The following is a 16557-nucleotide window of genomic DNA, read 5'->3' as shown; positions in this document are numbered from 1 at the left end:
TCAAAAGCAATCAGTCTTCGCTGGTGTCCGGCAGATAGGCACCGTCTTCGTCGTGGACTTCACGGCCGGTAACCGGTGGATTGAAGGCACAGATCAGTCTCATGTCTTCCGTGCCACCGTACAGGGTGTGCTGGTCATGCTTGTCGAGTGCGTACAGGGTTCCGTCGGTGATCTCGTGGGTTTCACCAGTGGCTTTGTCAAGGATCTTGCCGTTGCCGGCAACACAGTAGACCGCTTCCAGGTGATGCTTGTACCAGAGGTTCAACTCGGCCCCGGCAGGGATGATGGTCTCGTGGAAGGAAAAGCCCATGCCGTCTTTCTTGAGCAGCATGCGGCGGCTTGTCCACCCCGGGCCGGTGACTTCCCGCTCGGTACCGATAATGTCTTGCACTCGTACGATTTTCATGAGCATTCCTCATTGTGTGATGGAATAGCCTTTTAGTATAAACATCCCTTTCAGGTGCGGTTCAACCGCCAATCGTCGTAAACGGCCATGGCCTTTTCGATCGAAATGGCGAATCTTTCCCGCTGGCGGTCATCCAGGGGGCGCCTTTTCCGGCACTTGTCGTAGGCTTTCTGAATCTCCTGCCGGCTCGATTTTTCAAGTCGCTCGAGCCAGTGATGGTCTGCTGGCTCAAGGTCCAGCAGGTCGCGGCCAGCGTGATTTCGATGGGAGATATGCCACCAATGATCCACTGCCCGTCCCAATACAACATAGCCGAACTGGCTGTCCTGTACAGGTCCGAAGGTAGCCGTTTTCAATCCGTCCCGGAGCACGCCGATGTTCAGGGCCGGCAGGGCCAGCCGGTCTCCGTAAAAATAACTGCCGGCAGCACCGATCAAACCGCCCACCAGAGCACCGGTTCCAAGGGATGAGCCGAAAGTCAGCGCGTCGATTCCGGCGCCACTGACGGCGCCCGCGCCGAAGCCGGCGGTGGCCAGGTAGCGTTTGCTGACGGCCCAGGCTTTGCGGCTGTCTTCCGAGAAAAGATCATGTTCACTGTGCCACTCGAGTTCGGCTTCCTGGCGGCGGATGCGCTGGTGTTGGTACAGGTGCTCGATATCCACGCGCAGGGTCTGTTCACGCTTGCGCTGGTGGCGATACCAGTGCTCCCTCAGCTGTTTGGCCAGAGGGCCGTCGCTGGTTTCGGCTGCCTGGCCGGCGGTGAGGGTACGTTTCTCCTGGTAGGACATCATGTCCTCCAGCGCCCTGGCGATCAGTACTGCGGCCAGTTGCCGGCGCTGCTGGCGCTGGCCGGACAGGTAGTGGGTGGCCTGCTCCAGAGGCACTTCCCAGTCAGACTCCAGCTGTCCGAAAGCCCGTAGGAGGCTCAGATGTTGCTCAAAAGTAGCGCGAACAGCGTCGAAACGGCGAACAACCTGAAAGAACTGGCCCAACGCGGCCTGCCAGGTATCACTGTAGTCGTCGGCACCGATGCTGTTGATCAGGGCCAGGCTCGGGCGGCCAGTCCAGCGCAGGATGGTCATTTCTGCCTCGTGCTCTGCGCTGTAGGGCACCGAGCCGTCCACCACGTAGATGATCCCGGCGCCCTCAATCAGCGGTCTGAGAAGCTCACATTCATCGGTGAATCGGCCGTCCCCCTCATGCTGTGCCACAAAGGCTTTGACGGTGTCTGCATGATCCGAGGCGGAGACACTGTGGGCTTCCAGCCACTCCATTACCCGTCTCGGCCGCTGGAATCCGGGCGTGTCGACCAGAGTGTAGAGGATCTGGCCGTCCACCTTCAGCGGGTAAGCCTGATGCCTGCGCGTGGTGCCGGGTTCCAGGGCAATGGCAATGGCATCGTTCTGGGACAGGGTCGCCACTACGCTGGATTTACCTTTGTTCGGGTGTCCGACGACCGCAAACGTGGGTATCTGAGTCATGACCCGTCCCCTATGGCTGTGTAGGGATCCCGCATCAGGAGCGGGGGCAGAGACACCTGGACGAACTCGCTGCCCACCCTTTCGGCAAATCGCAGCCAGGGCTGGATCTGGTGGGCATCGGGTTTCTGATTGCTGTCCGTGGCCAGTGGCACCAGCGCGACCCTGGCGTCGTCGGGCCAGATGTCCCGGGCGGCCGCCAGGAAGTCCTGAAGCTCGCCGGTAGGGGGTTGCCAGCAGCGAACCAGCAGGATGACTGCCTTGGCGCGGTTTTTCAGATGCTCGGCGATCCGGTGCAGGGCCTGATCATCGTCCGAAAGGCTGGCGCTGCCGCCGGCCTCAAGCACGAGCTGCTTGCCTGACCGAAGCGACTCAGGTAATTCCGGTTCACCGGCGCCGGCCCAACACAACAGAATGTCGCTGTCGGGCAGTGGTAGCAGGTTGCCTCGAGTGTCGGTGTCCGGCAGATCGTCGGCATCATGATGGCTGTTGCCAGTGTCCAGGGCGGGTGTTTCCATGCGATACAGCAGGGCGTGCATGGCCGGATGGCTGGTGAGCAGGCGCCGGGCTTTTTGCCGGGCCTGCACGGACGCACAAGCCCAGAGAATTACCCTTGGCAGAAGAACCCAGGTCGACCACATCATGGCCACAAACGGCCACCAAAGGCCCCAGAGGGCCGGGTCAGGACTTGCCGTTGGGTCACCGGCCCGGAAAAAACGCGTTGCCTCGACCAGCGCTAGATCCGGGGCCGCGGCAGGCCAGAGCCAGGCCCAGGGCATCGCAATGGCATTTACCAATCCGTGATAGCTGGTGGCGGCAGTATCCAGCGTGGTGCTCCAGCCGAAGGCGAGGTCCTGCAAGACGACCATGGCCAGCAAGGTAAACAGCCCTGCGATGGCGAACGCAATGCCGCCCAGGTGAGCTGCTCTGGCCATCAGGACAGGCTGAAGCCTGGTGAAGGCGCCATCTCCCGGGTTGACCCCCAACCGGTGCGCCAACCAGCGCCAGGGCTGCCATCCGGCCATGGCTTGCACGGTGGTGAACAGGGCAAATATCAGGTGCAGCAACACGAACGCCAGGAAAACCGTTATGTTGATGCGCTGGCCGCCGTCATAGACCAGCAGCCCGGCCATCGCCAGCGTGCCCGCGACCGCGCCTGACACTGCAAAACCACCGTTGATCCGGCGCCACGATGCCAGCGTCCGATTCGCGGATGTCGGGGTTGTCCGGGGACCGCTGAGGCGGTTCAGGTGGGCGAGCCAGCGGGCCGCGTTCGGGGTCTCGCCCTGCTTTTGGCAGACGAGAGCGAACTTGCGGTCCCGTCGATGCAGGAAGGTAGGCGGCTGTGATCTGTCCCGTTGCGCCTGGCTGTCAAACTCCAGCAACAATCGGAGTGGGTTGTCGGTCATTCACGGTTCCGGTGTCGAATTCGGGCTGTCGGGCCCCGTCGGGCTTTAGTGCTAGGATATAGGGATACCCGCACCTGATACCAGACAACGAGAGTCCATGCCCCACCATCTGATGAACCTGCGCCATGTACCCGATGACGAGGCCGAGGAAATCCGGGCCCTGTTTGATTCCCATGAGGTAGCCTATTACGAGACGCCACCAAGCCGCTGGGGCATCAGCATGGGCGGTTTCTGGGTGCACGACGACGATGAGGCGGCCAGGGCCAGGGCGCTGCTGGATGAGTATCAAAGGCAACGCTATGAAACCCAGCGACAGGCCTACGAGGAGCATCTGGCCCGGGGAGAATCCGGCGGTTTCTGGTTCATGCTCAGGCAAAGGCCAGTCCGGACTCTGGCGGCCTGCATTGCCATTCTGGTAATCATGGGCCTGAGCCTGCTGCCGTTTATCCGGATCGGATAGCGACCCGGCAATCAGTTACCTTTCTCTCGGTCGAGGAATGCAATTGCCTCGTCAACCGCATCGCCGGCTGTGAGAAAGCTGGTGACATGTCCTCGCAGATGCATTTCATAGAGTTCGCTGTATACCTGATGACTTGCGAGAGCGTCCCGGAAACGTTCGGCCTGGCTGAAGGGCACAAGCATGTCCACGGCGCCGTGAAACAGGAAAAAGGGCGGTGCGTTGGCCGTCACGTGACTGATCGGTGAGGCACTGCGATAGGTGTCCGGCATCTCCTGCTGCTCGCCACCGAGGAACTGTCGGATCAGCTTGCCTGAACCGAACGCCATGAGGTCAGACGGCAAGCCGCCGGCGACAACAGCGTGCAGCCGGGACTCCGGCCCGCCGTAGGGCTGGTTCAGCTCGCTGTCGGAGCTTGCCACCAGGGCCAGCAGGGCAATCAGATGGGCGCCGGATGAAAACCCGAAACCGCTGACTTGCTTGTGGTCGAGGCGGTATTTGTCGGCATGCTCGTTCAACCACTGTCGGGCGAGCTGGAGATCATGCAGCTGCGCCGGGAAGGTGTATTCCGGTGCAAACCGGTAGTCGATGTTCAGCACCGCGAAACCGTGGCTGGCCACTTCTTCCGCGATCCAGGCCATGTCTTCACGGGACCGTCGTTGCCAGCCACCCCCGTGAACCATCAGGACCACCGGATGGCGATGCTCTGAGGCCCTGTTCTCGGGCAGGTAAAGGTCGGCGAACAGTCGTTGTGGCCAGTTATCGGGGGAGAACTGTAAATTGCGCTCTAACTGAAAGGATTGTTCTCCCGGCAAGGCCGCGTTCTCTGGTCCATTGTGGTGGGTCGCACATCCGGCCAGCAACAGCAGGCTGCCAATCACGCCGACCAACCCACCCCGTCTGCCCCCTGTTCGGTAACCGGGCACTGGGCTCTCCTTTTTCAAGCGAATTGAGGTTTCACACCAAAGTTACGATGGACTGATATTGATGGATGCCGGAATGAGTGTGATACACGCCGGCCCGTTGCGGGGCCGGCTTCGTTTGCCCCCGGTCCGGGGGCCCCATATACTTCCGTCACTGCACCCGGTCTGTCGGGTGCGAGGGTTATCCAGATGAATGACATTCGACCCGTTGGTGCGCGGTACATGACACAGCTGTTTTCTGACAACAATAAAAGTGGCCTGACCAGAGACCTGATCGAAGCCCTGTTTCCCATGTTCGAGGAAGCCAGCGCCGGTGCCATCGCCGTGGACTGCGATGCACGGATTACCTGGATTAACAGCAGCTATTCCTATCTTCTTGGCCTGGGCGATCCGTCCACAATCATCGGTAAACCGGTGCGCCAGCTGATCCCTCACACCCGAATGCCCGAAGTGGTTGAAACCGGTAAACCCCTGCTGCTGGACATCATGGAGCACAACCAGCAACAGTTGGTGGTAACGCGCTTGCCGTACTACGACGACAACGGAAAAATCGTCGGTGCTGTGGCCTTTGTACTTTACGACGACCTTCAGCCCCTGACGCCATTGGTGTCGAAATACCGGCGGCTCCACCAGGATCTGGCGGCCGCGCGCAAGGCGTTGGCGAAAAAAGCACGAGGTACTCGCTACAGCCTCGGTGATTTCGTTGGTGCCAGCCCGGCAGCGCTGGAGGTCAAGCGTCGTGCGCGTTTGGCGGCCGGTCGCGACATGCCGGTGCTATTGCTTGGTGAGACAGGCACCGGCAAGGAAGTGCTCGCCCAGGCGATTCATACGGTCTCGGGACGTGCGGAGAAACCGTTCGTGGGAGTGAACGTGGCCGCCATTCCGGACAACCTCCTTGAGGCCGAGTTCTTTGGCGTCGCACCCGGCGCCTACACCGGTGCCGATCGCCGCACCCGGGAAGGCAAGTTTCAGCTGGCTAACGGTGGCACCCTGTTTCTCGACGAAGTCGGTGACATGCCGTTGCCGCTTCAGGCCAAGCTGCTGCGGGCCTTGCAAGAGGGAGAGATTGAACCGCTGGGCTCCAACAAGGTGGTTTCGGTGGATGTTCGGGTTATTGCCGCCACCAGCAGAAATCTTGAGGTCATGATCTCCGAAGGTACTTTCCGCTCGGATCTTTATTACCGCCTCAATGTATTGGAAATTCCCATCCCGCCTCTGAGGGATCGCCTGGCCGATCTTGGTGTGCTCTGCGAAGCGCTTCTTGAAGAGATCTGCGAGGGTCTGGAGTTGCGTGGAGAAATCACGGATGCGGGCGTGTCGGCCCTGGGTAGTTATGACTGGCCGGGCAACATCCGCGAGTTGCGCAACGTGCTCGAGCGGGCAATGACCATGGGCGAGGAAGGTGGCTTGCTTGATGCCGATGCGATTTTCAAGGTATTGCCTCGCGGAGGGAGCCGTCCTGTGTCTTCGCTCGCACCGCAACTGGTTAGACCGTTGTCCCAGACTCTTGCTGAGGCAGAAGCCCAGGCCATCGAAGAGGCTCTGGTGGCTAGCCGTGGCAACCGAACCCGAGCTGCCAAGCTGTTGGGTATATCTCGATCTGTTCTGTACGAGAAATTGGCCAAGTTGTCCTGAAATCCGGACGACTGTCTGCTCATCCGTACAATCCCTTACGACTGACGTCTAATGATGTCCTAAATTCCGGACACTTTTCTCCGTGCCGGCCCCGGCCGTATTTTATAACTAACTGAATTATATGCATAAAATTAAGATGGCATAGTGTCTGCTATATCCGAGGCGCAGGACGTCAGAACAATGCACAGAACAAGACTGGCGCTAACTGTTGGACCCCAAACATCACCCTGTCCGTCTGTTCCTGCATTCTCTGACTATACTCAGTTCAGGCCTTTTTGGTTGAAAGCCGCCAGGCCAGACAAAACAACAAAGTTAGGAGACTTGCCAATGAAACTTCTCAAGGCTCTCACCGGTGTGGCCGGTGCGATCGCTCTTACCACGGGCTCCGCGTTCGCAGACGATCTGCGCTGGAAAATGCCCGTAGCCTTCGCAACCAACCTTCCTGGCCTCGGTTCTCCCGCTGCCTGGGTTGCAGACAACCTCACTACCGCTTCTGATGGCAGCATCCAGGTCCGTGTTTATGAGCCCGGCAAGCTGGTTCCGCCGTTCGATATCCTGCAGTCTGTTTCAGACGGCAAGGTTTCCGCCGGGTACACCTGGATCGGTTACGACCAGGGTAAAGTGCCTGCCATTCCCCTGTTTGCCGCTGTTCCCTTCGGCATGAAGCCCCCTGCCTACATTGGCTGGTATTACTTCGGTGGCGGCCATGAGATGCTGCAGGAAACCTATGCCAACAAGGGATTCAACGTTCACGCACAGCTGTGCGGCATCATTGGGCCCGAAACAGCAGGCTGGTACTCCGAGCCCATCGAAACACTGGAAGACTACAAAGGCCTGAAGATCCGCTTCGCCGGCCTCGGTGGTAAGGTTCTCGAGAAACTGGGCGCCTCTGTCACCATGATGCCCGGCGGCGAGCTCTACCAGGCGCTGGAAAAGGGCACCATCGATGCCACCGAATTCTCCATGCCCGCCATCGACCAGATCCTCGGCTTTAACCAAGTGGTCAAGTACAACCTGTTCCCGGGCTGGCACCAGCAGTTCACAGCCCAGTACATGCTGATCAACAAGGACGAGTGGGCACGTGCCACCGAAGCCCAGAAGGCGCTGGTTGAGGCTTCCTGCACCGCGGCAACCACCCGTGGTCTGGCCGAGGGTGAGTACAAGAACGGCAAGGTTCTGGCCGAGTTCCAGGACAAGGGCGTTCAGGCCGACCAGATTCCCCGCGAGGTTCTGCTCAAGCTGAGGGAAGTAACCGAGGAAGTTCTTGAAGAAGAAGCCTCCAAGGATGCCGACTTCAAGCGTGTCTATGAAAGCCAGCAGGAGTTCATGGAATCCTACAAGATCTGGGATACCCGCGCTTATGTGCCGGCGGACCTCTAAGGTTCGGGGCTGACTCTGAGCACCGGGCGCAATTCCGGTGCTCGTCGATTTAGTCTGGATGGCCCTGCGGGGCCATCCTCGTTTCACGGCAGGCTTTCTGAACGAGGAACTGTTGTATGACAGTGTCTGATAAAGGCTCACCACCCGATGTGCATGCATCGGCGTCGGACGCCGGTCAATTTATTCATCATCACACCGAGTTTCCAACCACCTGGCTAAGCCGGGCTTTGGACGCCGTGATTTCTGCAATAGGCAAGAGCGCTTCCTGGCTCTGGATTGTGGTCACGGGCGTGATTATCTACGCAGTGGTGGGGCGCTATGCCTTTGGCATGGGGTCGGTCACCCTGGAGGAAGTTCAATGGCATCTGGCCGGGGCGGGCTGGTTGTTGGGGCTAGGCTATACCCTGGTAACCGATGACCATGTCAGGGTGGATGTGATCCATGAGCGCCTGTCGCTCAAAGGCCAGGCCTGGGTTGAACTGTTTGGTCTGGTGTTTCTCTTATTGCCGTTCTTGGTGTTGGCGGTGTACGAAATGATTCCCTATGCCTTGAGCTCCTGGCAACAGGGCGAGACCAGCCAGGCACCGGCGGGCCTGCCTTACCGCTGGATTCTCAAGGGCGTTCTGGCGCTGTCGTTTGGGCTGCTGATCGTCGCGGCCCTGTCCCGTCTGCTGAAAGTGACCGCTTTGCTTTTCGGCTTTCCGAAGCCAATCCGGATCCAGTCCGGTGAGACCAAGAAAGAGGATGCGTCCTGATGGAGCTTGAAACCCTATTTGTCATCGGCATGTTCCTCACCTTCGGGACGCTGTTGATGACCGGCTATCCGGTTGCGTGGGTACTGGGCGGCACCGCGGTTATCTGGACCGTTGTTGGTGTCGTCGCCGTTGAGAATTTTGGAGCCAATCTGTGGTTCGATTATCAATCTTCCATGGGGCTTGTGCCCGAGCGAATCTGGAAGGTGGTCAGTAGCGAAACCCTTGTGGCACTGCCCATGTTTATATTCATGGGCATCATGCTTGATCAGTCCGGCGTTGCCGAGCGACTGATGAACAGCATGGTCAAATTGTTTGGAGCCGTTCGCGGCGGCTATGCGGTGACCGTCATCGTTATTGGCGTTCTGTTGGCCGCGACCACCGGTATCATCGGGGCGTCCGTAGTGCTCCTCGGCATGTTGTCCCTGCCGGTAATGATGGAGAACAAGTACGACAAGGGCTTTGCGGTGGGTACGGCATGTGCCACCGGGACCCTGGGTATTCTGATTCCGCCCTCCATTATGCTGGTTCTGATGGCCGACCGCCTGGCGGTTCCCGAGGCATCAGTTGGTGACCTGTTCATGGGCGCCTTCTTCCCCGGCCTTATGCTGGGTGCCATGTACGTCGCCTACGCGATTATCCGTCCGATGCTGCAGCCGAACATTGCGCCGGTGCCGGAAGGTACCGAAAAAGTAAGCTGGGCCATCGTCTGGGAAGTGGCAAAAGCCGTAGTGCCAACCGCCGCGTTGATTCTGGGCGTATTGGGTTCCATTTTTGCCGGCATAGCGACTCCAACGGAGGCTTCCGGTGTGGGCGCCCTGGGTGCTCTTCTGCTGGCACTGATGTCTGGCCGATTGAACCTGAACGTGCTGAACTCATCCATGCAGCAGACGACGCGCACGGCCGCGTTCATCTTTGCCATCTTCCTGGGTGCCACCGCGTTCTCCGTGGTCCTGCGGGGTCTGGGCGGCGACCAGGTGATCGAAGACGCACTGTTGGGTCTGCCGTTCGGTCCTTATGGCGTGATTCTGACCATTCTGTTCGGTGTATTCCTGCTCGGCTTCTTCCTGGACTGGGTGGAAATCACCCTGATCATCCTGCCGCTGGTTGCCCCGGTTGTGCAAAGCCTCGGCTTTGATCTGGTCTGGTTTACCATCCTGTTTGCCATGTGCCTGCAGACCTCTTTCCTGACGCCACCGGTCGGATTCGCGCTGTTCTATATCAAGGGTGTAGCGCCGCCGGAGATCGCCGTTACCGACATCTACCGTGGCGTTATACCGTTCATCATTATTCAGCTGGTAGCGCTGGCTATTGTGTTCGTGGTACCGGAAATCGCGACCTGGCTGCCCAGCGTGGCTTACGACTAAGGAGAAAATAACCATGCGTCTGGAAAACCGGATTGCTTTGATTACCGGTGCCGGTCGCGGCATCGGCCGGGCCATTGCCGAGGCCTACGGCCGCGAAGGCGCCAAGGTCGCTGTGGCTGACCTGACACTCGAGGCGGCACAGGACACCGTAGCTGTCATCGAGCAGGCCGGCGGCACGGCCATCGCCCTTGAAATGGATGTGACTGATGAAGGCGCAGTTGACGTAAACGTTAACTTTGTGGTTAAACAGTGGGGTGGTCTGGACATCGCCATTGCGAACGCCGGCATCCAGCACATTGATCCGGTGCACAAGCTGGCTTATTCCGATTGGCGCAAAGTTATGAATGTGCATCTTGATGGCGCTTTCCTGGTGACTCGCGCGGCACTCAAGCACATGTACGAGAGCGGCGGTGGCACCATGCTCTACATGGGTTCGGTGCATTCTCTGGAGGCTTCTCCCCTGAAAGCCCCTTATGTGGCGGCCAAGCACGGCATGCTGGGGCTGTGTCGGGCGGTGGCGAAGGAAGGTGCGGAACACGGGGTGCGGAGCAACATCATCTGCCCCGGGTTTGTGCGCACACCCCTGGTGGACAAGCAGATTCCGGAACAGGCCAAGGAGCTGGGCATTTCCGAAGAGGAAGTGATCAGCAAAGTTATGCTCAAAAACACTGTGGATGGGGAATTCACCACCCTGGAAGACGTGGCAGAGTTGGCCGTTCATCTGGCTGCATTCCCCTCTGCGGCTTTGACTGGCCAGTCCATCGTGGTCAGTCACGGCTGGCATATGCAGTAACATTCAGGAGATATGGATGAGCAATGAAGAACAATCACCGGTAGTCTGGTCTCCGTCGGAAGACACCCTGGCCAATTCCCGTATGGGCCAGTTCAGGACATGGCTTGAGCAGCTGGGCTTCGGCCCGTTTGCTGATTACCACGCTCTGCACCAGTGGTCCATTGATGAGCTGGAAACCTTCTGGCAAAAAGTCTGGGATTACTGTGGTCTTGTCTGCGATACACCGGCTGAAAAAGTACTGGGCAAGCATGAAATGCCGGGCGCCGAATGGTTCCCCGGGATGAAGCTGAACTTTGCCGCCAACCTGCTGAGGCTCGCAGATGGTGAGCACCACGACCGCGAAGCGGTCGTTGCGTACTGCGAAACCCGTCCGGTGCTGCGTCGCACCTATGCCGAACTGAAAGCCGATGCAGGTGCCCTGGAAGCCTTCCTGCGCAGCAAAGGCATCAAACAGGGTGACCGGGTAGCCGGTGTAGTTACCAACGGCTATGAAGCCCTGGTGGGGATGCTGGCCGCTACAAGTCTTGGGGCCATCTGGAGTTCTGCGTCACCGGATTTCGGCATCGGCGCGATTCTTGACCGCTTTGGCCAGATCGAACCTTCGGCTCTGATCGTCGTGAACGGGTACGGTTACGGCGGCAAAGTGTTTGCGCGCCAGCAGGATTTTGCCGAGCTCATTGCCGGCCTGCCAACGCTCAAGGCGGTTGTCAGTGTCCAGCAACTGCCAGACGAGGCTCCGATTTCCGGCGATCTGGTGACTACCTGGGAAAACGCCCTCGCCGCTGGCGAAGGAACGGCACCTTCCTTTACGCCTCTGCCGCCGAAACATCCGGTGTATATTCTGTATTCCTCCGGCACCACGGGCAAACCCAAGTGCATCGTGCACGGCAATGCTGGCCTGCTGGTCAATCATGCCAAGGAGCTGATGCTGCACGGCGACGTTGGCCCTGATGACCGGTTCCTGTACTTCACCACCTGTGGCTGGATGATGTGGAACTGGCAGGCCTCCGCCCTGATGACCGGCGCCGCTGTGATCACCGTTGATGGCTCTCCGGGTTACCCGAGCCTGAACTTCCTGTGGGACACCGTGGCGGAAGAGAAGGTCACCCACTTCGGAACCAGCGCCCGGTTCATTGCCGGCTGCCGCAAAGGCGAACTCAAGCCCGCAAAAACCCTGGATCAGAGCAAGCTGCGAGTGGTGTTTTCCACCGGCTCACCACTGTTGCCGGAAGACTATGACTGGGTCTACAGCGATGGCGCCCCCGACGCCCTGCTTGGCTCCATTGCCGGTGGCACGGACATCTGCGGCTGCTTCGTGGGTTCAACGCCGCTGCTGCCTGTTCGCCGCGGCGAAATCCAGTGCCGTTTCCTGGGTGTCGACGCGGTTGCCTACGGCGACGATGGCCAGCCGGTCAGTGAAGGTCGTGGCGAACTGGTCTGCCGCCAGCCGCTGCCATCCATGCCCGTCAGCTTCTGGCAGGATCCGGACGGCGAGCGCTACCGCGACGCCTACTTCAACACCTTCCCGGGCGTATGGGCCCACGGTGATTTCATCGAGTTCACCGAACACGGCGGCGCTATCATCTATGGTCGCTCTGACGCCACCCTGAACCCGGGCGGCGTTCGAATCGGTACCGCGGAAATCTACCGCCAGGTCGAAACCGTGGCCGAGGTCAAAGACAGCCTCGTCGTCGGCCGCCAGATCGACGGCGACGTGGAAGTGGTTCTGTTGGTGGTTCCGGCCGACGGCCAGGAAATCACCGACGACCTGCTGAAACAGCTCAAGAGCCGAATCCGCGAAGGCGCCAGCCCACGGCACGTGCCCAAGCACATTGTGGAGGTGAACGACATTCCTTACACCCGCAGTGGCAAGAAGGTTGAACTGGCGGTGGCCCGGTTAATCAACGGCTCGAAAAAGGCCGACAACCGGGATGCCCTGGGCAACCCCGAGGCCCTGGACCATATTCGGGAGCGGTTGTCTGCGGTCGGGTTGTTGCCGGAATAAGGCCGGTTTTGTTGACAATAAGTCGCTGAAAACGGGCGAGATTCTTGCTGTAGAACTCGCCTGAACAGCCCAACAGCGGGGCGGGTGGCGCCTCCCAAAACTGTGCGGAGCCATGAATGGCGGAGCCCAAGCGCCACAGGGATGTGCCGCAAGGAGCGTGTTTTGGGAGGCGCCACCCGCCCTGCGTCCACTCCAAGGTCGATGTTAGAAAGTTTCGTAAATTCCCGCCATTTCATCGTCTTGTAACCGAAGATCAGGCATTTTTAGTCCGTTCTTATACTAAGATCGTAACCAAAATTAACGAAAAAATGGTATCTTAGTAGCCCTATCAAAAGTTCCTAATCAGTCATTGCTCAGGTCGGACGTTCAAAAGACGCCTGACCCCGCCATGACCGTCCTGAACCCACCCATTAGCCTGAGGACGAAAATGACATCATCCAAAGCCAAGATTGTCTACACACTGACCGACGAGGCACCAGCCCTCGCAACACGGTCGCTTCTTCCCATCCTGGAAACCTACGCCAAGCCGGCTGGTATTGAATTCGAAACCAGCGACATCTCTCTCGCGGCGCGTATTCTGGCGAACTTCCCGGATTATCTGGAGGAAGATCAGCGGGTTCCGGATGCCCTGGCCGAACTGGGTGAATACACCAAGGACCCAGATGCGAACATCATTAAACTGCCTAACATCTCAGCGTCTATTCCGCAGCTACGGGCGGCTATCACAGAGCTGAACGAGCAGGGATACAAGCTTCCCGAATACAAAGAGAATCCTGAGACAGACGAAGAGAAAGAAATCCAGTCCCGTTACGCCAAGGCTCTGGGCAGTGCCGTTAACCCGGTGCTCCGTGAAGGCAACTCCGATCGTCGCGCCCCGGCTGCGGTAAAAGCGTTTGCCCGGAAATACCCGCACACCATGGGTGAATGGAGCCCGGCATCGCGTACCCACGTGGCCCACATGCGTGGCGGCGACTTCTACTCCAGTGAGCAGTCCGTAACTCTCGACAAGGCGACCAAAGCCAACATCGTGTTCGAGAACAAGCAGGGTAAGCAGACGGTTCTGAAATCCGACCTGCCGCTGCAGGAAGGCGAAGTTCTGGACGGCATGTTCATGAGCAAGAAGGCGCTGGTGAAGTTCTTCGAGGACGCCATTGCCGATTGTGAAAACACCGGTGTCATGTTCTCCCTGCATGTGAAAGCCACCATGATGAAAATCTCCCACCCGATCGTGTTCGGTCACGCGGTGAAGGTTTTCTACAAGGATCTGTTCGACAAGTACGGTGAGCTGTTCGACGAGATCGGCGTGAACCCGAACAACGGTCTGTCCAGCGTGGTCGAGAAGATCAAGCAACTGCCGGAATCCAAGCAGGAGCAAATCCAGGAAGACCTGCACGCCTGTTACGAGCACCGTCCGGAAATCGCCATGGTCGATTCCGTCAAGGGCATCACCAACCTTCATGTTCCGAGCGACGTCATTGTTGATGCCTCCATGCCGGCGATGATCCGTAACTCCGGCAAGATGTGGGCCCGTGACAACAAGCTCAAGGACACCAAGGCGGTTATGCCCGAGTCCACCTACGCCACCATCTACCAGGAAGTGATCAACTTCTGTAAGACCCACGGTGCCTTCGATCCCACCACCATGGGGACCGTACCGAACGTTGGTCTGATGGCGCAGAAAGCCGAAGAGTACGGCTCCCACGACAAGACCTTTGAAATCAAGGAAGAGGGTGTTGTTCGCGTTGTTGCCGAAGACGGCACCGTGCTGACCGAGCACAACGTCGAGAAAGGCGACATCTGGCGCGCATGCCAGACCAAGGACCTGCCTATCCGTGACTGGGTCAAGCTGGCGGTCAACCGTGCCCGTGCCACCGGCATGCCGGCGGTGTTCTGGCTGGACGACGAGCGCGCCCACGACGCCCAGCTGATCAAAAAGGTGAACACCTACCTGAAGGATCACGATACTGAGGGTCTGGATATCCGTATCATGTCTCCGGTTCGCGCGATTCGCTGGACGATGGAGCGCCTGATTCGCGGCCTCGACACCATCTCCGTGACCGGTAACGTACTGCGTGACTACCTCACCGACCTGTTCCCGATCCTCGAGCTGGGTACCAGTGCCAAGATGCTGTCCATCGTTCCGCTGCTCAACGGCGGTGGCCTGTACGAGACCGGTGCCGGCGGTTCCGCGCCCAAGCACGTGCAGCAGCTGATCCAGGAAAACCACCTGCGCTGGGACTCCCTGGGTGAGTTCCTGGCCACTGCGGTCTCCCTGGACGAGCTGGGCGAGAAGCAGAACAACGAGCGTGCACGTCTGCTGGGTCAGACCCTGGACAAGGCCACTGAGCGTCTGCTGGAAAACAACCAGTCTCCGTCCCGGGTTACCGGCGAGCTCGACAACCGTGGTTCCCACTTCCACCTCGCCCGTTACTGGGCAGAAGAGCTGGCCAATCAGGACAGCGACAAGGAGCTGAAGGAGTTCTTCACCAAGCTGTCTGCACAGCTGGAAGAGAACAAGGACAAGATCCTGGAAGAGATGACGGTGGTTCAGGGCAACCCGGCGGATATCGGTGGCTACTACCACCCGCCGATGGAGAAGGTCTGCGAAGTGATGCAGCCGAGCGCCACGCTGAACCGGATTCTCGAAGAAGCTCGTGCATCCGTGAAGTAAGTCAGCCTGTGAGCATCCGGTTTAACAGCCGGATGCCCTAAAAAAACCGGACAACCCTGGCGGGTTCTCCGGTTTTTTGTGCCGGCCTCAGTCGTCGTCGGCGGGCTCCTCGTAACCTCTCCCGGTTTCGCCGGCGCGCTTGAGGTTGTACATCGTGATGGGTGGGCCAATCAGCTCGAAGAAAACGGTGGACCCGATGATCAGAGGCAGAATAAAGGCGACCTCCGGCAGCCGGTCTGTGGCCACCAGTGCCAGGCCCATGGCCACGCCGGCCTGGGGCAGAAGGCAGGCACCGTTGCGCAGTTTTACCGCGTGTCTCGAATGGGCAAGCTGACCACCCATGGCGCCACCGAGTATCCTTCCGGCGATCCGTGCGGTCACGTACGCACCACCAAGAAGGCCCAGCGTCGGCAGCAGGTCCCACTCAAGGCTGAAGCCGGCAAGAAAAAAGAACGTTGCCAGAAACGGCTCGATGATCCCCTCGATAGAGCGGAAAGGCCGCACGTGGTGGTGGGCGCGGTTTGCAACGGTCACGCCCAACGCCATACAGGTGAGCAGGTAGGACAGTTCCAGCGCCCCGGCTATGCCCGCCGCGAGAAAAACAAAGCCGGCGGATTCCAGCAGCATGGGTTCCCCTGGCTTGAGCCGGCCAGTCATCCAGGCCATGGGCAGGCCAAGGAGAACCCCCAGAATCATGGCACCCAGCACCTCATAGACACCGAACCCGATCGACTCGATAACTGCGGACCCATTACCGGAGACCAGTTCCGCGAAAACCAGCAGGATACTGAACAGGATGGCCCCCCAGGCATCGTCGATGGCGACCACCTGCGCGACAACGCGGGTCAGTGGCCCCCTGGACCCAGCCTCACGCATCACATCCAGTGTCGCCGCCGGATCCGTTGCGGTGGCGATGGCAGCCAGCAACAGGGACGCTGTCAGATTTCGGGTGACCAGCCAGACAACTACGAAAATGATTAACGCGGTGACCAGGGTGACCGCGAGGCTCACGATAATCGCTTCCCTACCGTCCTTCAGATCGCGCACCGACATCCGCTCGCCCAGCAGAAATCCGACCATGGCGAGGGTGAGTTCGGTGACCAGCGGGAAGTTGTCACTGACTCGAACCGGAATGATATCCAGGAGTGAGGGGCCGGCCAGCGCTCCCACAAGCAAAAGCAGGGTTACCCTGGGGACATGGACCCTCTGGCCCACCGTGTGAGCGCCGAGTGCGAGGAGCATGATCCCGCCGATCAGAAGAAGGTCGATGGCGTGATTCAA

13 protein-coding genes are annotated in these 16557 nt (G+C 59.3%); 8 read left to right on the top strand and 5 right to left on the bottom strand.

What is annotated here, in order from left to right:
- Positions 1-10 precede the first annotated feature (10 nt).
- The 3 genes from CFB02_RS14470 to CFB02_RS14460 are packed head-to-tail and all read right to left on the bottom strand — an operon-like array spanning position 11 to position 3293.
- Complete coding sequence (locus tag CFB02_RS14470; protein ID WP_008176749.1) at positions 11-406, bottom strand: ectoine synthase; 396 nt, start codon at positions 404-406, stop codon at positions 11-13.
- Positions 407-456: 50 nt separating this feature from the next.
- On the bottom strand, positions 457-1887 hold the full coding sequence (locus CFB02_RS14465) for a GTPase/DUF3482 domain-containing protein (protein ID WP_088558546.1): 1431 nt from the start codon (positions 1885-1887) through the stop codon (positions 457-459).
- Positions 1884-3293, bottom strand: a complete 1410-nt coding sequence (locus CFB02_RS14460; RefSeq protein ID WP_088558545.1) for a DUF2868 domain-containing protein — start codon at positions 3291-3293, stop codon at positions 1884-1886. Before CFB02_RS14460 ends, CFB02_RS14465 begins: the two co-directional genes overlap by 4 nt.
- 97 nt (positions 3294-3390) lie before the next feature.
- Between CFB02_RS14460 and CFB02_RS14455 the strand changes: the two genes are divergently transcribed.
- Complete coding sequence (locus CFB02_RS14455; protein ID WP_088558544.1) at positions 3391-3753, top strand: DUF6164 family protein; 363 nt, start codon at positions 3391-3393, stop codon at positions 3751-3753.
- 11 nt (positions 3754-3764) lie between these two features.
- Here CFB02_RS14455 and CFB02_RS14450 read toward each other — a convergent pair whose 3' ends face one another.
- Entirely contained in the window at positions 3765-4676 is a 912-nt protein-coding gene (locus CFB02_RS14450; RefSeq protein WP_088558543.1) for an alpha/beta hydrolase, read from the bottom strand.
- Positions 4677-4895: 219 nt separating this feature from the next.
- Here CFB02_RS14450 and CFB02_RS14445 point away from each other — a divergent pair, with 219 nt between their 5' ends.
- From CFB02_RS14445 to CFB02_RS14415, 7 genes are all read left to right on the top strand, one after another.
- Entirely contained in the window at positions 4896-6308 is a 1413-nt protein-coding gene (locus CFB02_RS14445) for a sigma-54 interaction domain-containing protein (protein WP_088559257.1), read from the top strand.
- Positions 6309-6635: 327 nt separating this feature from the next.
- Positions 6636-7688, top strand: coding sequence for a TRAP transporter substrate-binding protein (locus CFB02_RS14440; RefSeq protein WP_088558542.1), 1053 nt, complete (start codon positions 6636-6638; stop codon positions 7686-7688).
- 116 nt (positions 7689-7804) lie between these two features.
- Positions 7805-8443, top strand: coding sequence for a TRAP transporter small permease subunit (locus CFB02_RS14435; protein ID WP_088558541.1), 639 nt, complete (start codon positions 7805-7807; stop codon positions 8441-8443).
- Entirely contained in the window at positions 8443-9807 is a 1365-nt protein-coding gene (locus tag CFB02_RS14430; RefSeq protein WP_088558540.1) for a TRAP transporter large permease, read from the top strand. Before CFB02_RS14435 ends, CFB02_RS14430 begins: the two co-directional genes overlap by 1 nt.
- Before the next feature lie 13 nt (positions 9808-9820).
- Positions 9821-10600 (top strand): 3-hydroxybutyrate dehydrogenase, encoded by a 780-nt coding sequence (locus CFB02_RS14425; RefSeq protein ID WP_088558539.1) that lies wholly within the window; start codon positions 9821-9823, stop codon positions 10598-10600.
- Between the two features lie 16 nt (positions 10601-10616).
- Entirely contained in the window at positions 10617-12605 is a 1989-nt protein-coding gene (locus CFB02_RS14420; protein ID WP_088558538.1) for an acetoacetate--CoA ligase, read from the top strand.
- A 427-nt stretch (positions 12606-13032) separates the two neighbouring features.
- Positions 13033-15276, top strand: coding sequence for an NADP-dependent isocitrate dehydrogenase (locus CFB02_RS14415; protein ID WP_088558537.1), 2244 nt, complete (start codon positions 13033-13035; stop codon positions 15274-15276).
- 87 nt (positions 15277-15363) lie between these two features.
- Here the strand turns inward: CFB02_RS14415 and CFB02_RS14410 are convergent, their stop codons facing one another.
- Positions 15364-16557 carry a cation:proton antiporter gene (locus CFB02_RS14410; protein ID WP_088558536.1) on the bottom strand — a complete coding sequence of 398 codons (1194 nt, stop codon included), beginning with the start codon at positions 16555-16557 and terminating at the stop codon, positions 15364-15366.

This window comes from Marinobacter sp. es.042, from assembly GCF_900188315.1.
Lineage (GTDB): Bacteria > Pseudomonadota > Gammaproteobacteria > Pseudomonadales > Oleiphilaceae > Marinobacter.
The sequence above is the reverse complement of the archived record's forward strand: the minus strand, read 5'-3'. Positions and strand labels throughout refer to the sequence as shown.

What these genes read in the sequence shown, in the direction of transcription:
- CFB02_RS14470 (WP_008176749.1), bottom strand. Translation starts at nt 406, where the DNA reads ATGAAAATCGTACGAGTGCAAGACATTATCGGTACCGAGCGGGAAGTC.
- CFB02_RS14465 (WP_088558546.1), bottom strand. Translation starts at nt 1,887, where the DNA reads ATGACTCAGATACCCACGTTTGCGGTCGTCGGACACCCGAACAAAGGT.
- CFB02_RS14460 (WP_088558545.1), bottom strand. Translation starts at nt 3,293, where the DNA reads ATGACCGACAACCCACTCCGATTGTTGCTGGAGTTTGACAGCCAGGCG.
- CFB02_RS14455 (WP_088558544.1), top strand. Translation starts at nt 3,391, where the DNA reads ATGCCCCACCATCTGATGAACCTGCGCCATGTACCCGATGACGAGGCC.
- CFB02_RS14445 (WP_088559257.1), top strand. Translation starts at nt 4,896, where the DNA reads ATGACACAGCTGTTTTCTGACAACAATAAAAGTGGCCTGACCAGAGAC.
- CFB02_RS14440 (WP_088558542.1), top strand. Translation starts at nt 6,636, where the DNA reads ATGAAACTTCTCAAGGCTCTCACCGGTGTGGCCGGTGCGATCGCTCTT.
- CFB02_RS14435 (WP_088558541.1), top strand. Translation starts at nt 7,805, where the DNA reads ATGACAGTGTCTGATAAAGGCTCACCACCCGATGTGCATGCATCGGCG.
- CFB02_RS14430 (WP_088558540.1), top strand. Translation starts at nt 8,443, where the DNA reads ATGGAGCTTGAAACCCTATTTGTCATCGGCATGTTCCTCACCTTCGGG.
- CFB02_RS14425 (WP_088558539.1), top strand. Translation starts at nt 9,821, where the DNA reads ATGCGTCTGGAAAACCGGATTGCTTTGATTACCGGTGCCGGTCGCGGC.
- CFB02_RS14420 (WP_088558538.1), top strand. Translation starts at nt 10,617, where the DNA reads ATGAGCAATGAAGAACAATCACCGGTAGTCTGGTCTCCGTCGGAAGAC.
- CFB02_RS14415 (WP_088558537.1), top strand. Translation starts at nt 13,033, where the DNA reads ATGACATCATCCAAAGCCAAGATTGTCTACACACTGACCGACGAGGCA.